The sequence below is a fragment of the Pectobacterium sp. CHL-2024 genome, assembly GCF_044751765.1.
GTDB lineage: Bacteria > Pseudomonadota > Gammaproteobacteria > Enterobacterales > Enterobacteriaceae > Pectobacterium > Pectobacterium brasiliense.
Genome location: NZ_JBIXKO010000001.1, coordinates 454,299 through 476,626, shown reverse-complemented (window position 1 = coordinate 476,626; position 22,328 = coordinate 454,299). Strand labels below are relative to the sequence as shown.

20 protein-coding genes are annotated in these 22,328 nt (G+C 51.9%); 5 read left to right on the top strand and 15 right to left on the bottom strand.

The genetic code is table 11. From position 1 onward, the window contains the following. Positions 1-5 precede the first annotated feature (5 nt). The 4 genes from add to manA all read right to left on the bottom strand — a co-directional run bounded on the left by add (position 6) and on the right by manA (position 5,043). On the bottom strand, positions 6-1,022 hold the full coding sequence (gene add, locus ACIPUG_RS02075) for an adenosine deaminase (protein ID WP_400337148.1): 1,017 nt from the start codon (positions 1,020-1,022) through the stop codon (positions 6-8). Between the two features lie 121 nt (positions 1,023-1,143). Further along, positions 1,144-2,121, bottom strand: a complete 978-nt coding sequence (locus tag ACIPUG_RS02070) for an arsenic resistance protein (RefSeq protein WP_400337146.1) — start codon at positions 2,119-2,121, stop codon at positions 1,144-1,146. Between the two features lie 101 nt (positions 2,122-2,222). After that, a complete protein-coding gene (locus ACIPUG_RS02065; protein WP_400337144.1) occupies positions 2,223-3,782 on the bottom strand; it encodes a YdgA family protein in 1,560 nt (519 codons plus the stop codon). 88 nt (positions 3,783-3,870) lie between these two features. Continuing rightward, positions 3,871-5,043 (bottom strand): mannose-6-phosphate isomerase, encoded by a 1,173-nt coding sequence (manA, locus tag ACIPUG_RS02060; protein ID WP_400337142.1) that lies wholly within the window; start codon positions 5,041-5,043, stop codon positions 3,871-3,873. A 238-nt stretch (positions 5,044-5,281) separates the two neighbouring features. Between manA and fumC the strand changes: the two genes are divergently transcribed. Next, positions 5,282-6,679: a class II fumarate hydratase gene (gene fumC, locus ACIPUG_RS02055; RefSeq protein ID WP_205604866.1), complete on the top strand. Its 1,398-nt coding sequence runs from the start codon at positions 5,282-5,284 to the stop codon at positions 6,677-6,679. A gap of 63 nt (positions 6,680-6,742) precedes the next feature. On the opposite strand, the gene tus is transcribed toward fumC, so the two are convergent. Then, a complete protein-coding gene (tus, locus tag ACIPUG_RS02050; RefSeq protein ID WP_400337140.1) occupies positions 6,743-7,678 on the bottom strand; it encodes a DNA replication terminus site-binding protein in 936 nt (311 codons plus the stop codon). 166 nt (positions 7,679-7,844) lie between these two features. Beyond that, positions 7,845-9,113, bottom strand: coding sequence for an MFS transporter (locus tag ACIPUG_RS02045; RefSeq protein ID WP_400337138.1), 1,269 nt, complete (start codon positions 9,111-9,113; stop codon positions 7,845-7,847). A gap of 114 nt (positions 9,114-9,227) precedes the next feature. Here ACIPUG_RS02045 and ACIPUG_RS02040 point away from each other — a divergent pair, with 114 nt between their 5' ends. The 4 genes from ACIPUG_RS02040 to ACIPUG_RS02025 all read left to right on the top strand — a co-directional run bounded on the left by ACIPUG_RS02040 (position 9,228) and on the right by ACIPUG_RS02025 (position 13,912). After that, positions 9,228-10,124 carry a LysR family transcriptional regulator gene (locus ACIPUG_RS02040; protein WP_400337136.1) on the top strand — a complete coding sequence of 299 codons (897 nt, stop codon included), beginning with the start codon at positions 9,228-9,230 and terminating at the stop codon, positions 10,122-10,124. Positions 10,125-10,305: 181 nt separating this feature from the next. Then, a complete protein-coding gene (locus ACIPUG_RS02035; protein ID WP_039463990.1) occupies positions 10,306-11,523 on the top strand; it encodes an ROK family transcriptional regulator in 1,218 nt (405 codons plus the stop codon). A 133-nt stretch (positions 11,524-11,656) separates the two neighbouring features. Then, positions 11,657-12,322 (top strand): dethiobiotin synthase, encoded by a 666-nt coding sequence (gene bioD / locus ACIPUG_RS02030; RefSeq protein ID WP_010296067.1) that lies wholly within the window; start codon positions 11,657-11,659, stop codon positions 12,320-12,322. Between the two features lie 102 nt (positions 12,323-12,424). Further along, positions 12,425-13,912: an MDR family MFS transporter gene (locus tag ACIPUG_RS02025; protein ID WP_400337134.1), complete on the top strand. Its 1,488-nt coding sequence runs from the start codon at positions 12,425-12,427 to the stop codon at positions 13,910-13,912. A 61-nt stretch (positions 13,913-13,973) separates the two neighbouring features. Here the strand turns inward: ACIPUG_RS02025 and ACIPUG_RS02020 are convergent, their stop codons facing one another. From ACIPUG_RS02020 to ACIPUG_RS01980, 9 genes are all read right to left on the bottom strand, one after another. After that, positions 13,974-14,273: a DUF1161 domain-containing protein gene (locus ACIPUG_RS02020; protein ID WP_014915379.1), complete on the bottom strand. Its 300-nt coding sequence runs from the start codon at positions 14,271-14,273 to the stop codon at positions 13,974-13,976. Positions 14,274-14,377: 104 nt separating this feature from the next. Beyond that, a complete protein-coding gene (locus ACIPUG_RS02015; RefSeq protein ID WP_400337132.1) occupies positions 14,378-14,995 on the bottom strand; it encodes a hypothetical protein in 618 nt (205 codons plus the stop codon). A gap of 170 nt (positions 14,996-15,165) precedes the next feature. Beyond that, complete coding sequence (locus ACIPUG_RS02010) at positions 15,166-15,516, bottom strand: DUF1283 family protein (protein ID WP_014915381.1); 351 nt, start codon at positions 15,514-15,516, stop codon at positions 15,166-15,168. A 287-nt stretch (positions 15,517-15,803) separates the two neighbouring features. Further along, positions 15,804-16,553 carry a bifunctional NADP-dependent 3-hydroxy acid dehydrogenase/3-hydroxypropionate dehydrogenase YdfG gene (ydfG, locus tag ACIPUG_RS02005; RefSeq protein ID WP_094371247.1) on the bottom strand — a complete coding sequence of 250 codons (750 nt, stop codon included), beginning with the start codon at positions 16,551-16,553 and terminating at the stop codon, positions 15,804-15,806. 207 nt (positions 16,554-16,760) lie between these two features. Beyond that, a complete protein-coding gene (locus ACIPUG_RS02000; RefSeq protein ID WP_039463981.1) occupies positions 16,761-17,945 on the bottom strand; it encodes a histidinol-phosphate transaminase in 1,185 nt (394 codons plus the stop codon). A gap of 309 nt (positions 17,946-18,254) precedes the next feature. Then, complete coding sequence (locus ACIPUG_RS01995; RefSeq protein ID WP_400337130.1) at positions 18,255-19,472, bottom strand: glycosyl transferase; 1,218 nt, start codon at positions 19,470-19,472, stop codon at positions 18,255-18,257. Between the two features lies 1 nt (position 19,473). Next, positions 19,474-20,328, bottom strand: coding sequence for a mannosyl-3-phosphoglycerate phosphatase-related protein (locus tag ACIPUG_RS01990; RefSeq protein WP_400337128.1), 855 nt, complete (start codon positions 20,326-20,328; stop codon positions 19,474-19,476). Positions 20,329-20,531: 203 nt separating this feature from the next. Beyond that, positions 20,532-21,494: a GlxA family transcriptional regulator gene (locus ACIPUG_RS01985; RefSeq protein WP_040038197.1), complete on the bottom strand. Its 963-nt coding sequence runs from the start codon at positions 21,492-21,494 to the stop codon at positions 20,532-20,534. Positions 21,495-21,539: 45 nt separating this feature from the next. Further along, positions 21,540-22,316 (bottom strand): MBL fold metallo-hydrolase, encoded by a 777-nt coding sequence (locus ACIPUG_RS01980; RefSeq protein ID WP_400337125.1) that lies wholly within the window; start codon positions 22,314-22,316, stop codon positions 21,540-21,542. Positions 22,317-22,328: the final 12 nt, after the last annotated feature.

Here is a 22,328-nt window from a genome sequence, read left to right as displayed (position 1 = left end):
CCAAATTATTGAATTGCACCGCGCTTACGCAGAACCTTTTCACGTAACAGCTGCTTTTCCTGCTCGCTGATAAACGCAATATTCAGGCCGTTTTCCTGTGCTTTGCGGGTTTCTACCGCCGTCAGGCCAGCAAGTGGGGCCGCGACCTCATATTCGTGACGGATCTCTATGCCCTGAACCGCAGGATCGTCCGTGTTGATGGTGGCGGGGATTTCATAGCGTAGGAAGTGGATCAGCGGATGTTTATCCAGTGATTCCACGGTGCTGGTTTGAATGTTAGAAGTCAGACAGGATTCGATGCCGATGCCATGCTCCGCCATGTGCGTCATCAGACGCGGATCGATAATCGCGGTTACGCCATGCCCGATGCGCTCTGCACCCAGATGGTTAATCGCCTGCCAGATACTTTCCGGCCCGGCCGCTTCACCCGCGTGAACCGTGATGTGCCAGCCAGCATCGCGAGCTTGTCGGAAATGAGAAGTAAACTGCGCACCTGGGTAACCCAATTCATCACCGGCCAGATCGAGCGCGACGATGCGATCGCGCTGGGACAGCAGGGCGTCCAGCTCTTGCTGGCAGGCCTCGGTGCCGAAGGTCCGACTCATGATGCCAATCAGACGGATATCGGTATCGAAATCACGGCAGCCTGCGGTAATGCCGTCGATCACTGCCTCAACAACGCCAGCAATCGGTAGTTTATGATTCATCGCCATATAGTAGGGAGAGAAACGCAGTTCTGCGTAATCCAACCCGGCTTTCACGGCATCTTCAACGTTCTCGTAAGCCACGCGGCGGCAGGCATCCAGTGAACCAAGTACGGCCACGCCCCAGTCGAGCTTTTGTAAAAAGCTCAGTAAGTCAGGTTCGTTTTTGGTGACCTGAACGTGAGGACGGAGCGCGTCAAGATCGTTGGCGGGTAACGCGATATTGTACTGGTGACCTAGATCCAGAATAGTCTGGGCGCGGATATTACCATCTAAATGGCGGTGGATATCCGTCAACGGCAGGAGTGAATCAATCATAATGTTATTGTCTGATTACTGTTTTTCATACGACAAAGTATAAAAAGAAATCGAGGTAAATAGCCAACAGTTAGCGCCAAAACTCCACTATTCTGAACAATCATTAAGCAAAAACAACCTGTTACTGCTTTTCCTGACCCGTAGAACGGGCGTTCAACTTAGGAATAGCTCGGATATAAATGAGCTCGCTGAGTAATTCTACTAACGTTTGGCTGACGATCGCGGCCGGAAGTAGCGGCAGTGCGCCGGGTATTGCCAACGCCAGCGGCAGAATAACCAGAGAATTTCTCGTGCTGGCGCTAAAGGCCACAGCGCGCCCGCCAGCCGAATCCAACCGGAACAGTTGGCTAGTGAACCAGCCGAGCAGCGGGGCCAACAGCGCGAAGAGCACATAAAATGGTACCGCGAGTAATACCGACGCCCAGGTGGTGCGCAGTTGGGGAATGACCGCCGCAACGACGATAAATAGCACCAGAGCGGTAGCCGGAACGGGAAGATAGCTCAATGCATCCGAAAAGGTTGCCATCGTGCGCTGTCGCGCCGCTAGCCATTGCAGAAGCGCGGCCAGCGCTAAAGGCACGGCAATCAACCAGATAAACGCGTCGATAAAGGGTGCGAAGACGATAAGTCCAGAGGCGTCCTGACCGAGAAATAACGTCAGGTAGAAGGGCAACGCCAACATTTGCAGTATCAATAAAATAGGCGTTGCAGCCAACAGGCGGGCGGCATCTGCGCGTCCTAGATGCGCGAATGTCACCACGTAGTCAATACAGGGGGCGAGTAGCACCAATATAATGCCTAGCTTCACCAGCGGTTCGGCGGGGAGAAAGGGCAACAGCGCCGCGACCAGTAAAGGAATCACGATGAAGTTGGCAGCAAGCAACGCGCCGATGAATCTGACCTGAGTGAGGCTCTTTCCGATCGTGGTCAGCGGCACTTGCAGGAACGTGACAAAAAGCATCAGCGCCAGCGCCGGATTAATCACGATATCGAGTTGCTCCGTTCCCGGCAGCACCAAGGCGGTTGCCACTGCCGCTATCACAGCAACAAAATAGATCGCAGCCTGATGGGCTTCCATGAAGGGTTTCAACGCGGACATGGTGTCATCTCAATATGAAGCAGAAAGTGTAGGGCAGAAAAAACGGCGGCTGCAAATGCGGCCACCGTGTGTTTTAGCACCTAATATTACGATGTGTTGGCTTACTGCGCCGGTGGTGTGACGGGTTCTTCCTGTGCACCAGGCAGAGACTCTTCACCTTCTTCCGTTGGAACGGAGAAATACGGCGCGATGAAATCGGCTAGCGATATTTTGTTGCCGTTGAAATCAATTTGGCCATCAGCATAGTGCAGCGAGCTGGTAATCGCGTTGTCTTTCGTGACGCTCAACTGATTCATCTGGCCGATGCCCGCCATCATCTTCGCTTGCTGCTGCGCCATTTCTGTCGCCTGCTTTTGCTCTTCATCGTTGGCCGGTTTCGGCCCCGCCTGCACCATTAATTCTGCCAGCATATCCAGCGGTACATTGAGCTTGGCATCGAGTTTTTTCACCGACTGACGAATGATTTTTTCTTCATCTGACAGGGTGGCATCGTTCGCTTTATCCGTGCTCTGCAACGGATCGGTTAAATCCAGCGCCAGCGTGAACGTGCCTTCACCTTTGCTGTTTTTCCAACTGATCGGTGAAATAGCAATGCTTGGGTTGCCTTTCAACAGCTGCGGCAGGTATTGCAGAACAGACATGGCGACTTCGTGCTGATAAGTATCGGGATCCATTACGGCTGGATCCTGCAACAGTTTCTGCACTCTTTCCTGATAGGCGGTGACGAACTGTTTGGTACCTGCACCGTCAAGCTGTGAGATAGACATATTCACGTTGCCCGATCCCAGGTTGCGGTCGCCGATAACTAACGAGCCCAGCGTCACGGCCAGTTTGCCTGCCAGATTTTTGTCATCTTCCGTTGCGCTGCTTTGCAAAGAGAAGTCGTTCAAGGTAACCGGTTCTCCGCCTTCTACAGTAAACGTCATCGCTTTAAAGGACAGGTTGCCATCACCTATATCAAGATCGAATTTGCCTTTTTGATTGGTTCCCTTGATCGAGAAATCGGTGAGATCGACGTTCTCTGTTTGACCCCAGGCATTTTTCCTTTCCATCTTCACGCTGCTGATGGTGGTATCCAGCTTGCTGCTGCGCAGATCGTGCCCAATATCCACCAAGGCTTCTGCGCCGCTGAAGGAAAATTTCTGTTCTGGCGACTGATGGTCGATAGGGGCCAGCGTAACGAGTGACTGTGTATCACCGCTGTAAGCGACGCGAGTTTCGGCCGTAAAGAACGGCTTATCTTTCGTCAGCTCAAACCAGGCTTTGACGGCGGGTGTGTTAGCTAACTCGGTATGGATAGACGCCATTGCAGGGATGAGGTTGAACTTCTTAAGCTGTGCCAGCGGGAATGGCCCGTGAGACACGGTTTCGTTGAAGACGAGCTCTTCACCGGGCGCAAGGATCTTCGCGCCTTCTGCTGTGCCTATCGAACCATCCGCTTGCAGCACATAGGATAGCGTGCTGCTGAATACGCCGCCCTTATAGTCGCGATAGACGACTTTCAGGCCAGCGTTCGGGTAGGCTTGCTTGAGTTTGGTATTCAGCGTATCGGTAAAGCCATCAATTTGCTGAGCCATCTGCTTGCCGGTGTACCAGGATGCGCCGGTCCAGACGGCACCCAGAGCAACAATAACGCCTACGGCGACTAACGACTTCTTCATTTTTATTCATCCTTTAGTAAAAAAATGCGCGTTTTCAACGCGAAACGCTGGCAACTTACCCGTAGGTAACCGCAGCGTATGGAACAAGTTATCGGTTAAATACGCGAGCGAGACGCCCCTGTCCCTCAACCGTTATCGGTGATTCACTGGCGGAAATGAAGCAGGATTCTCCCGGACGTAGCGAGAGCCGCTGCTCATTTTTTTGCAGGACGGCGTGGCCGTCAATACAAAATACAATGGCGGCACTATTCTGACTGAGCGTCTGCGGGCTCTGGCTCAGTTCGTGCAGCGAAAAAGCAAAATCTTCAACAGGAATCGGGAAGCTGAGTTCATTGCCCTGTCGGTGTGGCGTCGTCAGCAACTGGTTTGCAGGTTTGGCTTCAAATACGACATTATCCAGCAGTTCTGGAATATCAATATATTTCGGCGTTAGCCCAGCGCGCAGCACGTTGTCTGAGTTCGCCATGACTTCTAATGCCACGCCTTTCAGATAAGCATGCGGCGTTTGCGCAAACAGGAACATGGCTTCGCCGGGTTGGAGCGTAATGACGTTCAGCAGCAGCGGGGAGAACAATCCGCTGTCGTCGGAATAGTATTGTGTGATCGCGCGGATGGTCGCCCACGGTTCGTCATTTTGACTATTTAGCGCGGCCTTCAAGACGCCGAGCGCACGCGATTTTTGCTCACCTTCCATACTCAGCAGGTTGGTGAACAGCATGGCGAGATTCTTCGCATCGGGCTGTTGTAAAAACGCGGAGATGGACGGATGTGCGCTGGCAACTGGCTCCAACAACTGCACAATTTCAGATAATTCTCGGAACCCATTCATGGCCTGAAAGGGCGTTAATGCGTAGACCAATTCCGGTTTGTGATTGGCATCTTTGTAGTTTCTTTCGGCCGCATCTAGCGGGATACCTGCGGCATTTTCTTTCGCAAAGCCTTGTTCTGCCGATGATTTACTGGGATGAACCTGAATGGAAAGTGGCTGTTCCGCGCACAATACCTTAAACAAAAAGGGCAATTCGCCAAAACGTTGTGCGATCGTTGCGCCAAGATGGGCAGTCGAGTCTTCGGCAATCACTTCTCGCAGGCTGCGGGTGTTGCCTTTTTCATCAATAATCGCCGAACTGCTTTTAGGATGGGCACCCATCCAAAGTTCCGCCATCGGTAAATCGTTAGGGTTATCAATGCCATATAGCTCAGTTAAGGCGTGTTTGCTGCCCCAGGCGTAGTGCTGGACGCAATTGAGCATTTTTTGCATGTCGGCTCCCTGCTATTACATTAATTGTTAATTTCTGTGATGCTGGCTGTTAATTACTTGAGTGATTATGAATACACTGCATCTTCTTCGCTTCATGGTAATGTTTTATGTAGCGCGATGCCAGACAGTGTTAGTCGACCAATAAGCGTGATAAGGCCAGTGAGTGTTATCAGAATAGGCCCGGCGATGTGATTCGATGTCTTCTACTATTTGAATGTGTGTTTAAGGAGGAAAGGTAATGAGCACGACGCGTAGTGAAAAAGACTCAATGGGACCGATTGATGTTCCTGCTGAACGGTTATGGGGCGCACAGACACAGCGATCGCTGGAACACTTCCGTATTTCTGAAGAGAAAATGCCCCGCGCGCTGATTTATGCACTGGCGCAAACCAAGCGCGCGGCAGCCCGCGTCAACATGGATCTCACGCTTCTGCCTGCCGAACGGGGAAATGCGATTATTCAGGCAGCGGATGAAGTGTTGGCTGGTCAGCATGCCGGGGAATTCCCGTTAGCGATCTGGCAGACGGGGTCTGGTACGCAAAGTAACATGAATATGAACGAGGTATTGGCTAACCGCGCCAGTGAACTGCTGGGGGGAGAGCGGGGCAACAATCGTCTGGTTCATCCGAATGATGATGTCAACAAAAGTCAGAGTTCCAACGACGTCTTCCCGACGGCGATGCATGTCGCCGCTGTTGTCGCGATCAACGAACACCTGATTCCTGAATTGAAAGCGTTACACGCCACGCTGGCGTCCAAGGCCGAGCAGTTTAAGGATATCGTCAAGATCGGCCGTACGCATTTACAGGATGCCACGCCGTTGACGCTGGGGCAGGAAATCTCCGGCTGGGCCGCGATGTTGCAGCATAATCTGAAGCATATCGAAAACAGCGTGCCGCACATTTGTGAGCTGGCACTGGGCGGTACTGCGGTCGGAACAGGGCTAAACACGCATCCCGAATACGCGGTGCGCGTGGCAGCAGAACTGGCGAAACTGACCGGTCAACCGTTTGTGACCTCGCCGAATAAATTCGAAGCGCTGGCGACCTGTGATGCGTTGGTTCACGGGCACGGTGCCTTGAAGGGGCTGGCTGCATCGTTAATGAAGATTGCCAACGATGTGCGCTGGCTGGCGTCCGGCCCGCGCTGTGGTATCGGCGAACTGAGCATTCCTGAAAACGAGCCGGGTAGCTCCATCATGCCAGGCAAGGTCAACCCGACCCAGTGTGAAGCGCTGACGATGCTGTGCTGCCAGGTGATGGGCAACGATGTCGCCGTGAATATCGGCGGGGCGTCCGGTAATTTTGAGCTGAACGTCTATCGTCCCATGGTGATTCATAACTTCCTGCAGTCGATTCGCCTGCTGGCTGATGGCATGAAGAGCTTCGATGAGCACTGTGCGGTGGGAATCGAGCCGAATCGCGATCGCATCAATCAGCTGCTGAACGAATCGCTGATGCTGGTGACGGCGCTCAACACACATATTGGCTATGACAAAGCGGCAGAAATTGCCAAAAAAGCGCATAAAGAAGGGCTGACGCTGAAGGCAGCCGCGCTCAAACTGAACTACCTAACCGAAGCACAGTTTGATGAGTGGGTTCGACCGGAAGAGATGGTCGGTAGCCTGAAAAAGTAATGGCGCGATAGTCAGCGCTTTATCCCGTAGCCTGCCGGTGTTTACCCGCAGGCTTTTTCTTTTTCATTCCGGTGCATCGGTATACAGGTGTAAACGAGGGATGAGCAGGCGAAGTTCGGCCGCTTTCGGTTTGTGTTTATGCTTGATGTTGTTGGCGTCATAAGGATTGAGTTCACCGATAATGGGGATCTCGCCGCCGGATTCCTGCTGACAAAGCACAAGCAGGGGAGACGGGCAGGGATGCTGAACCTGTTTTTGCTGTTCGGGATACCACACGCGGGCGATAGGCTGGACTTTGACCGGGCGTTTAATTTTCAAAATAGCGTCTTCCTGCAGCGACAAGACCGCGTCAATTTCTTGCTCTATATGTTCAATCCACTGCGCTTTGGTATACGGCGTCGTATGCTTTGCCGCATTCAGGCTCTTGGTGAGTTTATCCAGCAGCTCCACACGCGTCATATTTTTGATGACATGCTTATTCGCCCAGCCAAAACGGACTGACGCCGGATTCGTTATGAGCGTCAGCGAACGGTAAGCGCTAAGCGTGATCAATCCTTTCAAATGCGTGTGGACGAACTCAAAGCGCTGTTCCGGCTCTAGCCCGGATTCGACGGTAATAATCTGCTCCAGCTCTTTTTTCAGTGCGTTAATTTCCGCAATGAGCAACTGTGCTTGCTGATACTGAGCTGCATTGACGGAAAAACAGAGTGCGCCCGGCAAGCGTATAGCGCTTTTACTGCTGAGTGTTTCCGGGTAGTGGTGAATGAACAGTCGCTGAAAATGCACTAGCCCTTTATCACGCGCCTCTTGTCCAACGTACTGCGTGACGGCGATATGCTCGATAGGATCGTGCTCCGTTCCTTTTTCCACATGGGGAAGGGAATAGACGCGCCCGGCCAGAAGCCGATACTCGGCAAACTGTTGCTGCATCAGCGCAAGTTTCTTCTCTAACGTCTGGAAGCAGTGGTTCATGCGATCGATTAGCGTATAGCGGTTCATAGTAAAACTCAATTTAGTTACAACATACCTATCTTTATACTGATAAATGAACACTTCAGCAATCGTGATCGGTATTATTTCAAGCAGGGTTGACGGGGCATAGAGGGAGAGAGTGGAAACAGTGCGGAGTTTACCTGATTCAGGCAAACTCCGGTAAGAAAGGCGTTTAAAGGCGATGCTTGAGAACCAGGCTAACTACCAGCGCGAGAAGTAATAGCGCGCTCAGGAACGCGGTGATCCCCATCCAGCCAAATAAATGCCAGAAGAATCCCCCCAGCGTACCGGCCAGACTGGAGCCCAGATAGTAAGAAAAGAGATACATGGATGACGCCTGACCTTTCGCGCGCCGCGCCCGTTGGCCAATCCAACTGCTGGCTACCGAGTGGGCGGCAAAGAAGCCAGCGGTAAAAAGCATCATCCCGCCAAAGATCGCGAAGAGCGGGCTCAGTGCCGTCATTCCCAGTCCTGTTAGCATCAGGAGGATCGCAATGCTTAGCACCGGGCCGCGTCCGTAGCGGGCCGTTAATGCTCCGGCTTTTGGTGAGCTGTAACTTCCGGTGAGATAAACCACGGAAAGTAAGCCAACCACCGCCTGACTGAGTAAATAAGGCGGAGCCAGCAACCGATACCCAATGTAGTTAAACAGGGTAACGAACGCGCCCATCAGCAAAAATCCCTCAAGAAACAGCAGCGGCAAGCCCGCATCGCGCCAGTGCAGTTTGCTATTCAGCAGCAGCGTTTTTGGACGCAGCGAGCCGGGTCGGAAATGGCGTGAGTCGGGCAGAATACGCCAGAATGTTATCGCAGCAATGAGAGCTAGTACGCCGATCGTACCGATGGCGACTCGCCACGGGAAATAGTCCGTTAAGACCCCGCTGACCAAACGTCCGCTCATGCCGCCAATGGAGTTACCGCTGATATATAACCCCATCGAAAATGCCAGCACGCTGGGGTGAATTTCCTCACTCAGGTAGCTCATGGCGACGGCCGCGACGCCGCTTAGCGACAGGCCCATCATTGCCCGCATGATCAATACGCCGTTCCAGCTTGTCATAAACGCGCAAATCACGGTACAGATCGCGGCCAGCATCAAGGACACGACCATCACATTCTTACGACCGATGGTGTCGGAGAGTGGTCCGGTAAACAGCAGCCCAAACGCCAGCATCACCGTTGAGACGGAAAGCGACAGACTGCTGGTCGCCGGAGAAATACCGAAATCCTGAGAGAGCACCGGCAGCAGCGGCTGAACACAATACAGAAGGGCAAACGTTGCTAACCCGGCAGAAAACAGCGCCAGCGTGACGCGCATAAATTGTGGCGTACCACGCGTGATATAAGACGTTTTACCGGAATGTTTCGGGACAATATCATCCGCATCGTCGACCGTAGAAAGAGGCCACTCGTTCGATGCAGAAGATGGCAGGTTACTCACAATAATTCCTTACCGGAAAGGGTAAATCAGGCGTAAAACAACAATGAGAGGATCATAGAAGAGTGATATTATTTTGTATAATATATTAATAATCATGATTGATATTTTTAAAGTATGAATATCGAACTACGTCACCTTCGCTATTTTATCGCGGTCGCGGAAGAGCTGCATTTTGGCCGAGCCGCAGAGCGATTACGCATTTCACAGCCGCCACTAAGCCAACAGATTCAGATTCTGGAGGAGCAGGTGGGGGCGAAATTGTTGGCGCGCAACAACCGGAATGTCCAGCTCACGCCAGCAGGCGAGATGTTCCTGAAAGAGGCCTGGTCGATTATCAGTCAGGTTGATCAGGCTGCGGAACGGGCGTCCCGCATTCAACGCGGTGAAATTGGGGAATTAACGATCGGCTTTACCTCGTCCGCACCGTTTATCAAAAAGATCTCCAGCAGCCTGCTGTGTTTTCGCCAAACATACCCGGAAGTGCATATTCAGATGATGGAGCTTAATACCAAGCAGCAAATTGAACCGCTGCTGAACGGTAAGCTTGATATCGGCATTATGCGCAATAATCCGTTGCCGGACGCGCTGGATCATCAGTTGCTGCTGCGTGAACCGCTGATCGCTGTCGTGCAGGAGTCCCATCCGTTAGCACAACAGGACGCAGGGCGAGCAATCAACATCACACAGCTGGCAAATGAGCCATTCGTTTTCTTCTCGCGCGCGGTTGGAACGGCGCTGTATGACGATACGCTAACGCTCCTGAAACGCTATGGCATCAGCCCCTACATTACGCAGGAAGTGGGCGAGGCGATGACCATCGTCGGGCTGGTATCCGCGGGATTGGGCGTGTCCATCTTGCCAGCGTCGTTTTTGCGTATTCGGGTCGATGGCGTGAAATATTTGCTGCTGGAAGAAGAGGACGCCACAACAGAAGTCTGGCTGGTGACGGCACGACATCAGCCGCAAAGCGCTGCTGCGAAAGTGCTGATGTCGCTGATGCTGGGCGGATAATCGTTAAAATATGCGCGCTAAATCACATAACGAATCAAATATTTGACGAGTTTAGTGAAAAGCCCCACCATACCCGCAGTTTTTTTATTTTGCAGCGTGAAAAATAGTCATGCCGCAATAATAAAGATAAATTTTTCAACAGCAGTGCCAGCAATAATACGAATCAGTAGGAGCCAGGTTTGTGATAACCGACGGTCAACCAGGACACATCGATCAAATCAAACAAATGAATGCCGGTGCAGTGTATCGGTTGATCGATAAGTACGGCCCGATATCACGTATCGAACTGTCCAAACGCGCTCAGCTCGCGCCCGCCAGTATTACCAAAATCGTCCGCGAACTGCTGGAAGCCCATCTGGTGCAGGAAACCGAATACCAGGATGTGGGCAGCAGGGGGCGTCCCGCAATTGGCCTGATTCTGGATACCGAAGCCTGGCACTATCTTTCCGCACGTATCAGCCACAATACTTTGTTACTGGCGCTGCGCGATCTCAGCAGCAAGCTGGTTGTGGAAGAGGAAATCCCGCTTCCCGCTACGTCATCGCAGCCGCTGCTTGAGCGTATTCTGAATGAGATCGACCAGTTTTTTATTCGTCATCAAAAGCGGCTGGAGCGACTCACAGCAATCGCCATTACTGCGCCGGGCATGATTGATGCCAGCAAGGGCATCATTCACCGGATGCCGTTTTATGACGTTGAGGAAATGGCGATTGGCCCAGCGCTGGAACAGCGCACGGGGTTGCCTGTGTATTTGCAACACGATATCTGCGCCTGGACGATGGCCGAAGCGCTATACGGCGCATCGCGTGATTGCCAAAATGTGATTCAGGTGGTGATCGACCATAACGTCGGCGCGGGCGTAATTACTGGTGGCCGTATCCTGCACGCAGGGAGTCGAAATCTGGTCGAAATCGGGCACACGCAGGTCGATCCTTATGGCAAACGTTGCTATTGCGGCAATCACGGCTGTCTGGAAACCGTCGCCAGCACGGAAAATATGCTGGAGCTGGCGCAACAGCGCATGAATACCTCCATGAGTTCGCTCCTGCACGGTTCACCGCTTAGCGTTGAGAACCTGTGTGACGCCGCGCTCAAAGGCGATCAGTTAGCCAAAGATATCATTAACGATGTCGGCCATAACGTCGGCCGCATTGTCGCCATCATGGTGAATCTCTTTAATCCCGATAAAATTCTGGTGGGCTCCCCCCTGAATAAAGCGGCCAGTATTTTACACCCCGCCATTTTAGGCTGTATTCAACAGCAATCATTCCCGCCCTATAGCCACAACATCCAGGTGGAAGCGACCCAGTTCTACAATCAGGGCACGATGCCCGGAGCGGCACTGGTAAAAGACGCGCTCTATAACGGATCGCTGCTGGTTAAATTGCTACAGGGATAACCATAAAGGCGTAGAGCAACAAAACATTGCGCTAACGCAAACCGCCCGAATGAGGCATAGCCTAGACTTTCACGCTTGGAAAGCATTTTGGCTGTGCTTGTTTTTTGGTATTCAGGTGGTCTGGAGTTATCCCATGTTGAAACGTATTTTTGTCACTGGTACTGATACCGCCGTTGGCAAAACGGTGGTATCCAAGGCGCTATTGCAAAAACTGGCGCTGGCAGGCAAATCGGTTGCGGGCTACAAACCGATAGCAAAAGGGTGCGAAGAGACGGAAGCGGGCCTGCGTAATAAAGACGCACTGTTGCTACAGGCGGCCTCGACGCTCGAATTGCCCTATAACATGGTTAACCCTATCGCACTGCGGGAAGATGAAATCAGCGCAAGTGAAGGAACCATTGATTACTGCACGATGACGCAAGGCCTGCGCCATATGGGTGAGACGGCGGATATCGTGGTGGTTGAAGGGACAGGCGGATGGCGAACCGTCATGAACGATCTGCGTCCGTATTCCGAATGGGTGGTGCAGGAACAACTGCCCGTCGTGCTGGTTGTTGGCATCAAACTGGGCTGTATCAGCCATGCGCTGCTGACGGCGCAGGCGATCATCAACGATGGTTTACCGCTGGTCGGCTGGGTCGCTAACCGTATTAACCCCGGACTGGCGAATTACGCAGAAATCATTCACGTTCTGCGGAAAAAAATTCCGGCACCACAGCTGGGTGAACTGCCTTACTTGCCACGCGCCGAACAGCGGGATCTCTCGTCTTATATCGATCTTTCTGCCGTCAGTTACTAATTTCTTTCGTCTTCTATTCCCGCTTCTCTGCGGGAATAAATTTTCTCCGCCACGCCACCTGTTATACTCACAGGCAGTTTTTCTTCTTATCCTGAAAATATAATGAAAACAGAGAATAACCAGCAGCAAACACCTGTCCCACATCGCCATTGGATTTTAATTGCCTGTATGTTGGCTATGTTCACGGCCGCGATTGAAGTGACGATTGTCGCCACCGCGCTGCCGACCATCATCGCCGACTTAGGCGGATTTTCCCTATTGGGCTGGGTCTTTGCGGGTTATTTGCTGACGCAGTCGATCAGTATTCCAATTTATGGCCGATTGGCCGATCTGTATGGCCGCAAAAAGATATTCTTCTTCGGCATGATCGTGTTCCTGTTAGGGTCGATTCTGTGCGGATTCTCGACGCAGATGGGCTGGCTGATCGTCTTCCGCACCTTGCAAGGGCTGGGCGCGGGCGCGATTACGCCGATTGCCTTCACCATTGTTGCAGATGTGTATAGCTCAACCGAGCGTCCGAAAATACAGGGCTATTTGTCCAGCGTGTGGGGCTTTTCCGCGATTATTGGCCCGCTGCTGGGTGCGTTTATCGTGCAACACTTCAACTGGGCGCTGGTCTTCTGGGTCAACGTGCCGATTGGGCTGTTCTCCATCTTCCTGCTGGCTCGCTATCTGCCGACGATGAATACCGTGCGCCAGCATCAGTTGGACTGGATGGGGGCGTTCTATCTGATTGTGTCCGTCGCCAGTTTGCTGATGGCGCTGCTACAGGCTGAGGTGTTTGGCTACTGGGTGATCCCGCTGCTTGCGATCTCTGCTGTCGGCAGCATTCTGTTAGTTCGACAGGAAAAGCGTACGCCGGAGCCGCTGTTTCCACTGGCGCTGTGGCGCAATCGGGTCATTATCGCCGGTAATCTCGGTGGCTTGGTCGTCGGGGCCGCCATGATGGGTGTGAGCGCCTTTTTGCCGACGTTTATTCAAGGCGTTATGGGGAAAACGCCGCTGGAAGCCGGCAGTATACTGGCGATGATGTCGATTGGCTGGCCGTTGGCCAGCACGCTGAGCGGGCGCTTAATGCTGTGGACGTCTTACCGGTTTACGGCAATGCTCGGCGGTATTGTGCTGATTATCGGCAGTCTGACGCTGCTAACCGTTCAACCGGACAGCAACCTGATGTGGGCGCGGCTCGCGGCATTTCTGATCGGTTCAGGAATGGGGCTAAGTAGCACCACGTTTCTGGTATCGATACAAAACTCGGTGGACTACTCCATCCGCGGCATTGCAACGGCCTCTGCCATGTTTACCCGCATGCTGGGTTCCGCACTGGGAACGGCAATCCTTGGCGCGACGCTGAACATCAGTCTGCATTGGCGATTACCGGAAGTGAGCGATCCACTCCAGACGCTGATGGATCCGGCCAAGCGCATCCTGCTGAGCGTAAACCAGCTCGATACGCTGGCATCGCAAGTCGCCTCGTCTATCCACGGTGTATTTATCGTTTCTGCACTCATCGCGGCTATCACGCTGCTTTCCGCCAGAATGATCCCCGCGAGCCAGCGACCAGGGCAGATTGAAACCAGACAAAAATAAGGCAAAAGAAAAGGCGCGAAAGCGCCTTTTGAACATTTATTTTGAACATCCAGAGGAAGGGTTACGGTGTGGTCGTCGGTTGACCTTCTGCTGGCGCTGGCGCACTTTCTGTATTGGCGTCGCCTTCAGCATGGCGGGTGTAAACAATCTTGTGAGTATCACTCTCGCAGTGACCAACCACCTGACCACCGGCCTGATTCACCTGATCGTTCGGGACGATATCCAGCGTAAAACCGGATTCTGGTACACCATTGGCGATGATTTTCTGGGCAATATCTGCTTTCACGCTCTCGCAAGATGCCTGTGCAGCCAACGGAGCAACCAGGAATAACGCGGCACCAAAAATGACGGTTTTTTTCATCTTTTGATCCTTTTCTCTGAAAAAAGTCCCTTTGAGTATATCAAACGATGACGATAACGCGAAAAAGCCGCGAAATCAGGCCATCCATGATGGCCCGGAGAAGGTTAAACGCAAGGCCCGGTAGCGCAGCCATACATCATAAATAGCGGGAAAAGAACAACGGCTGGAATCATGAGGGGAGCAAGCAGCACTTCTTTGCCGGAGTTATCACTGCTGTTGATGACCACTGGAATAGGCTGCGGCAGACGCCCATTTTGGGTCGAGCTGACCAGTGAACCTTCTTTCTTACTGAATGTGCCATTTGCGCTAAAGGTGACTTCACCTTTCCCCATTGTCGTGGGAATGTTCGCCGCGAAGAGTTCGCGTAAATCAACCTCCTGCTCTTTGGTCAATCGGCGAGTATCAATCACGTTTTTGTACTTCGCATAGACCTGACCATTACGGAGAGAGAAATCGACCCTCACGCCGGTGATGATGTCTTTGTAATCACGATAAAACGCGTAATAGTCCTGATACTCTTTTTGCGCGCGGGCGTCGGAGAATTTATAAATGTAGCCAGCAGACTCAGCGATAAGCGTCCCATTGTTATTGGTGATAGCCGTGATGTTATCCGTCTTCGGATAGGTGCTTGCACACGAACTGACCAAGAGACACATGATAAACACGCCCCACAGCTTGAGGTGAAAAGCGCGTGGAAATAATCGTGCTAAATCCATATTCATCCTGATGCACTCCGTTTTCTGGATAAAACCCATGTTGCAACGTTACAGAACGATAATCGTTGAATTGAAAGGGAATGTCATCTTTTGATGATCGGGTGAATGTGCTGCACTTATTTGCTGTACTACAAAGAGAAAAGGGGAAACCCACGCCAGAAGGCGTGGGTGAAAAATCAGGGGGTAACGGGGCGGCCACTGCGGCGGTCGAGACAGCGTTCTGTCGTGCTTTCCCAGTAAGCATTGACGTTATAGCTGGCGTTGCATTTTTCACGCCCATCAATCGCTTTTTCCGTTTTATCGAATTCTTTCTCAACGCGGTTATTCACTTTATTACGCAGCGAACGGGTTGAGTCCCATTGCTCTTTACTTTGACGCGCCGCTTCTTTCGACAACGCGCTGTCGCCGGAATCAACAATGATGTGGCGCGTATCTGCCAGTGCGGCAGGCTGCCAGGCAGCGGAAACGATAACCAAAGAAAGCGGGATGAGAGCCCGAATCAGAGAAGAAAAAGAGTAGTGGTTCATGTTTCACCTTGACAGAACGAATGATAAAAACAAACGCCGGTGCCGCGGAACGATAAAGCGCACGGCAAGCGATAGACAACAAAAGACGACCGCCGTTCCCTGTAACCTCCGCGCATTGTGCAAAAAGGAAGGTTACCTATATCAAGAAGTATACATCCTTCGCTTCAACGGCACTATAACCGCTCAGTATCTGGAACCACGCAGTATCTGGCAAACTCCAGTGTGTGACCCATAGAAAAGGGCATGAAACCGTGTTCATGCCCTTAATTCTTGTGTTTCAGTAATGATTAGCCTTCGCGGTGTACGCTTAACCCAGCAAAAGACTGGCTGACTGGCATCATTTCCAGCGTATTGATATTGACGTGTGCTGGCAGGGTGGCAACCCAGAAAACGGCTTCGGATACATCTTCGGCGGTCAGCGGCGTCGTGTTGTCGTAGGTTTTACTGACTTTGTCATCGTTACCTTTGAAACGCACGGCCGAGAATTCAGTTCCACCGACCAAACCCGGCTCGATATTCGTTACGCGGATTCGGGTACCAGACAGATCGGCACGTAGTCCCAGGCTAAACTGCTGCACGAACGCTTTGCTGGCACCGTACACGTTACCGCCGGCATATGGCCAGTTTCCTGCGGTAGAACCGATATTGATGACGTGACCGATATTACGTTCCACCATGGCGGGCAGCAGCGCGCGCGTCATGAACACCAGCCCTTTGTTGTTGGTATCGATCATATTTTCCCAATCGTCTACCGATGCTTTATGCGCAGGCTCCAGACCCAGCGCCAGTCCGGCGTTGTTCACCAGCACATCAATTGTCCGCCATTCGGCTGGCAGGGCAACAACGGCTTGTTCAATCGCCTGACGGTCACGCACATCCAGTTTTAACGGATACAGCGCATCGCCCAGCTCCGCCTTTAGCGCATCCAGACGTTCCTGACGGCGGCCGGTCGCGATCACTTTATGGCCTGCACTAATGAATTTACGCGTAATTGACTCACCAAACCCAGCCGTTGCACCGGTAACAAAAATAATCATGCTCTTATTTCTCCCTGACTGTTTTCATATGTTGCTTGTGCCTGATATCAATATAAATAATGAAAGGCATACGATCATTTAGCCGCGCAATTCCCCGTGGGTCAAGCGTTACTCCGGTTTCAACGATACGGTTCAGGAATAATCGCCCCCCAGAACGAGAGGCGAATGTCGGCCACTGCGATGCGGCAAGGTGGGTATGACGAAGGATTAAATCCAGTTCTTGTTACGGAATTCGCGCATGGTATCCGCGACCCACTGCATTTCCTGCGGTGTCCCTAACGAGATACGACACCAGTTATCCGCCGGAGGAAACGCGCGACCAATCAACACGCCCGCGTCTGCCATATGCTTCTGGTAATCCTTCAGCGGCACGACCAACTGATGGAAAACAAAATTTCCCTCTGACGGTAAGTAAGGCAGTTTCAGGTCATCCAGCGCTTTCAGCAGGATTTGACGTGACACATCATTACTCTTTTTGCTGTAAGTAATGAATGCCGCATCGTCCATGGAGGCTAATGCGGCATCCACGCCGCTAAAGTTGATTTTTTCGCCCGCAACATACCGCCCCATCAACGCAATGACGTTGGGATGGGCGACGGCATACCCAACGCGCATACCGGCCATAGCGTGTATTTTGGAGAACGTTTTGAGCAAGATAATGTTCTCTGCACCCTGCGTGATCATCGGTGAAATTGAGCGAAAGCGCGGATCATTGACGAACTCGGCATAAGCCTCATCGACGATAAACATCGTATTGGCTGGCTTGCTGGCAATCCACGGTTCGATGAAATCCGCTGGCGTGATTGTTCCCGTTGGGTTATTCGGATTGACCAGATAAACGATGGAAGGGCCGCTGTAACCTGCCACAGCTGCTTTTAGTCCTTCAATATCGAATGCCCAGCCATCGAGCATCTTGACTTTCGTCACCTTGATTCCGGCAATTTTGGCGAAGTGCTCGCCGTCGCCATAGGTTAGTTCAGGAATCACCAGCTGTGCATCCAGCGACGCGTAGGCTTCGATTGCTGCTCGAATACCCTCGGACGATCCGGCCGTCAGCAAGATGGAAGGAGCCTCGACCTGATGATGTGCCGCCAGCTTATTGCCAAGCAGTAAAATTTCATTCTTTGCATAGCGGTTGGCTTTCACGACAGCCTCGCGCGCGGCGGCTTGCGCTTTGGGCGACATACCGAGAGGATTTTCATTGAAGTTAATACGGATTGGGTTAGTGGCCGACGGTGCGGTAAATGCAGCGTTCTCGGGCTGAGTCTCGGCAAAAACCCGCGAGCTTAACCCTGTTGTTACCGCCGCCGTTCCCAGCAGGGCGCCCGAAAGTTTTAATAATGCTCTGCGTTTTGGGTTTAACACGTCGCTTTCATTGATTAAAAAATTCATCAAAACACTCTCCTTAGTTACATAATGACAGGAGAGCTAAAGCATAAAGCGCGCCAACTTCATTAATCGATTGAACGCTAATACCTTGTCAAATAGGTGAAATAATATTTTCTTACGACAAACATGCCCGTCTGGCGGGAAATGCTGCACTTTCTGACGTGTCGATTAAAGGTAAGAAAAATTGGTTGATTCACTGAGTGATTAAATCTAATGATATGAATTGCTTATGCAAGAGATCCATCATGACGCAAGCAATGATGCATCATGATGCGTTTGCTCTATGAGATAGCGAGTACATAGCGGAAGGCATCACGTTTCCTGATTGTCGGCTTCTACCGCCGCATACAACCGCTCAAGGATATCGGGAAACGCGGACTGCACGCGGTTCCAGCTCGGCACAAACGGTTTATCACCCAGGACATCGCTATAGGCATGACTAGCAAAGGTGATGACATCAGAAAATAACTCCACCGCCGACTCCTCTTTATGACGGTCGAAACTCAGGCCGTTCATACGTGCGTCATGCTCGAAAGCATCGATCATATCAAGCGCGGTACGATAGTAGGTCGCCCGCAGGACGCGAAAAGAGTCCGTTGTGATATTGACGCCGAGAATCGCCAGCTTGCGATACAGCGCTTTTGTGATGTCCGCCGCCATGCGCTGCAACCCCGCGTTAGGATCGTCTTCAGACATCGGCTGATGTTTATGGTCGTAGCGATCGGCGATATCCACCTGACAAATGCGGCGGGTGGCGGTTCCACGATAAATTTCTGACAGCACGCCAATTTCCAGTCCCCAATCGCCAGGAATACGCAGGTTGTTCAGAATGGTGGTGCGCATCGCAAACTCACCGGAAAGCGGATAGCGGTAACTGCGCATGTAATCCAGATAGTCGGAATTGCCGTAGACCTTTTGCAGCGATTTCAGTAACGGATAGACCAGCAGACGTCCCACGCGGCCATTCAGTTTTCCCTCTGCAACACGGGCGTAATAACCTTTGCAGAAGTCGTAATTGAAGTGTGGATTCGCCACGGGATAGAGTAGGCGAGCCAGCATCGCACGGTCATAGGTGACAATGTCACAATCGTGTAGCGCGACACAATCAGAACGACGCGATGCCAGCGTGTAACCGACACAAAACCAGACATTCCGCCCCTTGCCGGGTTCCTCCGGTGCCAGTGACTTTTCTGCCAGCTCGTCGCTGAGCGCTTTCAGGCGCGGGCCATCATTCCATAGAATGCGATGTCGGTGCGGCAGGCGAGAGAAGAATTTTCGGGCGTAAAGAAACTGTTCCCGATCGGCGCGATCCAACCCAATCACAATTTCGCCAAGGTAAGAAACCTGAGACAGTTGATCGATAATGTGGCTCAGCGCGGGGCCTTCCAGCTCAGAGTACAGCGATGGCAGAATCAGCCCCATACTGTTTTGCCCGGAAAATACCTGAAGTTCAGACTCCAGCTCTTCCGTGCTTCTCTGAGTGAGATTGTGAAAATTGGTAATGATGCCATCTTGATAAAATTCGCTCATCCTATGCTCCCCATACTCTCTTGCGGCTATGTCGTGCCGAGAAATACTCGTTGCCGATAAAATGATCCAGTCCTTCACTCCAGCCTTGAGGCCCTGACTTCTGCGTGCAATATTGCTCGCCGTTGTACGATTCAGGTAGGTTAACTATTTGATTTACATTTCCTTTAATTAATACGGCGTAGTCCACCGCGCATAACAGCGATATATCGTTCGGACCGTCGCCCAGCCCAAGCGTTTTGACGTCAGTACCGTATTTCTCGATATACTGTGTTTTTATCCAGTTAGCCATAAATCCCTTACTCGTTTGGGCACTCATGGTGTGATAAAAGCGACCACCTTGAGTCAGAGCCAGACCCGCCTCTGCCAATAACTGGCAAAAACGCGGTAGGGCATTTTGCTCGTCTAGCCACAGCAGCGGTTCAGTGGCTTCTCGCTGTTGCGCCCTCTGGGCCTCTTGCGCAGCTAATCCCGTCATCTCTGCTATTTCCGTACTGCTCATATCGCCAAAGCCTTTGAAACGGAAACCGGATGCGCGCAGCGATTCCAACTGAGTGCGGATAACGGAATACCCTGCACCAATCCTCTTCCTTGGATAATCAGGATGTGATTGCCATGTCTTCGGCAGCACGGCAATGGCGCCGTTTTCCGCAATATAGGGATACGGTTCCAGCCCGAGCGCCCGCCGTAAGGGCTCAACTTCAGCCGCCGTTTTACTGGTGGTGATAATCAGTGGGATTCCTTCATTCGCCAGCCGCGTCAGCCACGGTTGCGCGGCATCCCACCGATAAGTCTCATGATCGAGCAACGATCCGTCGAGATCGCTGAAAATAATCAGCTTCGTATTACGCGTTTGCATGGGTTCTCCATGTTTTATCGTGGATAAACAGAGAGTAACGATGAACGATTAACGTTAGTCAGAAAGGACGAGTGTTTGTCAGTGAGGTGTTGTGTTCGTGGTATTAATGGCTGTGACCTTAATCACACTTTAAGGATAGGAGGCAATCCGTATCTTCACCAATAATATAATGATCTGGCTATTTTTCGGCAGGCTGATGAGCATCAGCGGGCGCTGCTTTTATCCTGAAACGTTTTACGCCAGTCGGTCGGGCTAACGCTAAAACGCTGTTTGAACTGCTGTCGAAAGGTTACTACTGACTGAAAACCCACATTATCCGCAATCGCTTCGATGGAGTGAGAGGTCGATTCCAGCAATGCCTGGCTATGATGGAGCCGTTCCGCCGTTAACCAGTCGCTAACCGTCATGCCTGTGGCTCGGAAGAAATGTCGGGTAAATGTCCTGCGACTCATCTGCACACGGCTTGCCAGCGTATCCAAAGAGTGGGGCGAACGGAGATGGCTGCGCAGATAGTCCAGCAACTGATTGATTTTACTATCCCGCGTATTTTCCGGCACCGGATGTTCAATAAACTGAGCCTGCCCACCTTCACGGTAAGGCGGGATCACCAGACGGCGGGCGGCGCGGTTAGCGATAGCGCTGCCGCAATGTTGACGAACCAGATAAAGGCAGCAGTCTATGGCCGCTACCGTGCCCGCAGACGTAATCAGATGTTCGTCTTCGACATAGAGCGCGTTGGTATCCAACTGTACATGAAGAAAGCGGGCGATAAAATCCTGCTCAAACGCCCAATGTGTCGAGGCGCGGCGGCCATCTAGCAACCCGGCATAAGCCAGAACATAAGTCCCCAAGCATAATCCTGCGATCTGTGCTTTGCGGGCTTCGGCAATGCGTAACGCATCCAGAAGCGGTGCAGAAGGGCGCGTTTCTGGATGGCTCCAGTGCGGGACTACGATAAGGTCGGCTTTTTCCAACGCGGAAAATCCGTGCTCAACGTTGATAGAAAATCCGTGTTCTGATGCCACCATGCCCGGTTTTTCTGCACAGAAAAAGAGCTCAAATTGTTTTTCTTCATAGAGCATGTCGCTGAAAACCATGCTCGGTATGGATAAATGAAACGGGCTAAAATTCTCGGAGACAACCACCGCAACGGTTAGCACAGCCATAATAGCCCTCATTAAATCATCAATAGGTTCTGGTTATTACCCAGTTCAGAATTGTACGCTTTCGCCATCGTTCGGTACGTGCGCGACGGACTGAAGTTTTTCTTCGTGCAAATAGTCACGCAGTTCAACACGACTCAGAAGGCAATGGTTCACCGCTTCCATATGCGTTGCGACTATCGCTGCATTGGGTACAAGCTGATGCACACGTCGTACATCTTCTTTTCCCATGATAATAGAACCGAAGCCGGGAATAACCGCATTGCCGATATTCAGCGCCACCACATCGGGCGTGTGATGTGTCAGTGCAGCAATAACATGCTGATTCCAGACGGTATCGCCCGCCAGATAAAACGATTTCTCATGAGCATGTCGAAAGACAATCCCGCAGACATCACCCAGTCGTTCCGCCATCTGTGGATTAGCATAGGTTTCATCAGAACCGTGTTGGCCGGATGTTTTGATCAGCGTTATGCCGTCGTATTCCGTCTGCTCACCCAATACACGTACGGAGGTAAACCCCGCTTGCCGAATGATGTCAGCATCCTGCGTATTTTGGCTGAAGATCGGTATCGTTTTTGGGATAGCGTCGATGGCTGCATCATCCCAATGGTCGAGGTGCGTATGCGTCACAATCACGGCATCAACATCCAGAATTGCCGCCATAGGCAGAGGAAGATCGACCAGTGGATTACGCAGATGTGCATTTGCCGTTCCCGGGAAACCGGGATAGGTCGCCTTTGGTGCCAGCATCGGGTCAATAAGAAACGTTTTCCCACCAAATTCCAGTCGTAATGTCGCATTGCGAATCTGCGTTATTTTCATCTTATTGCTCCC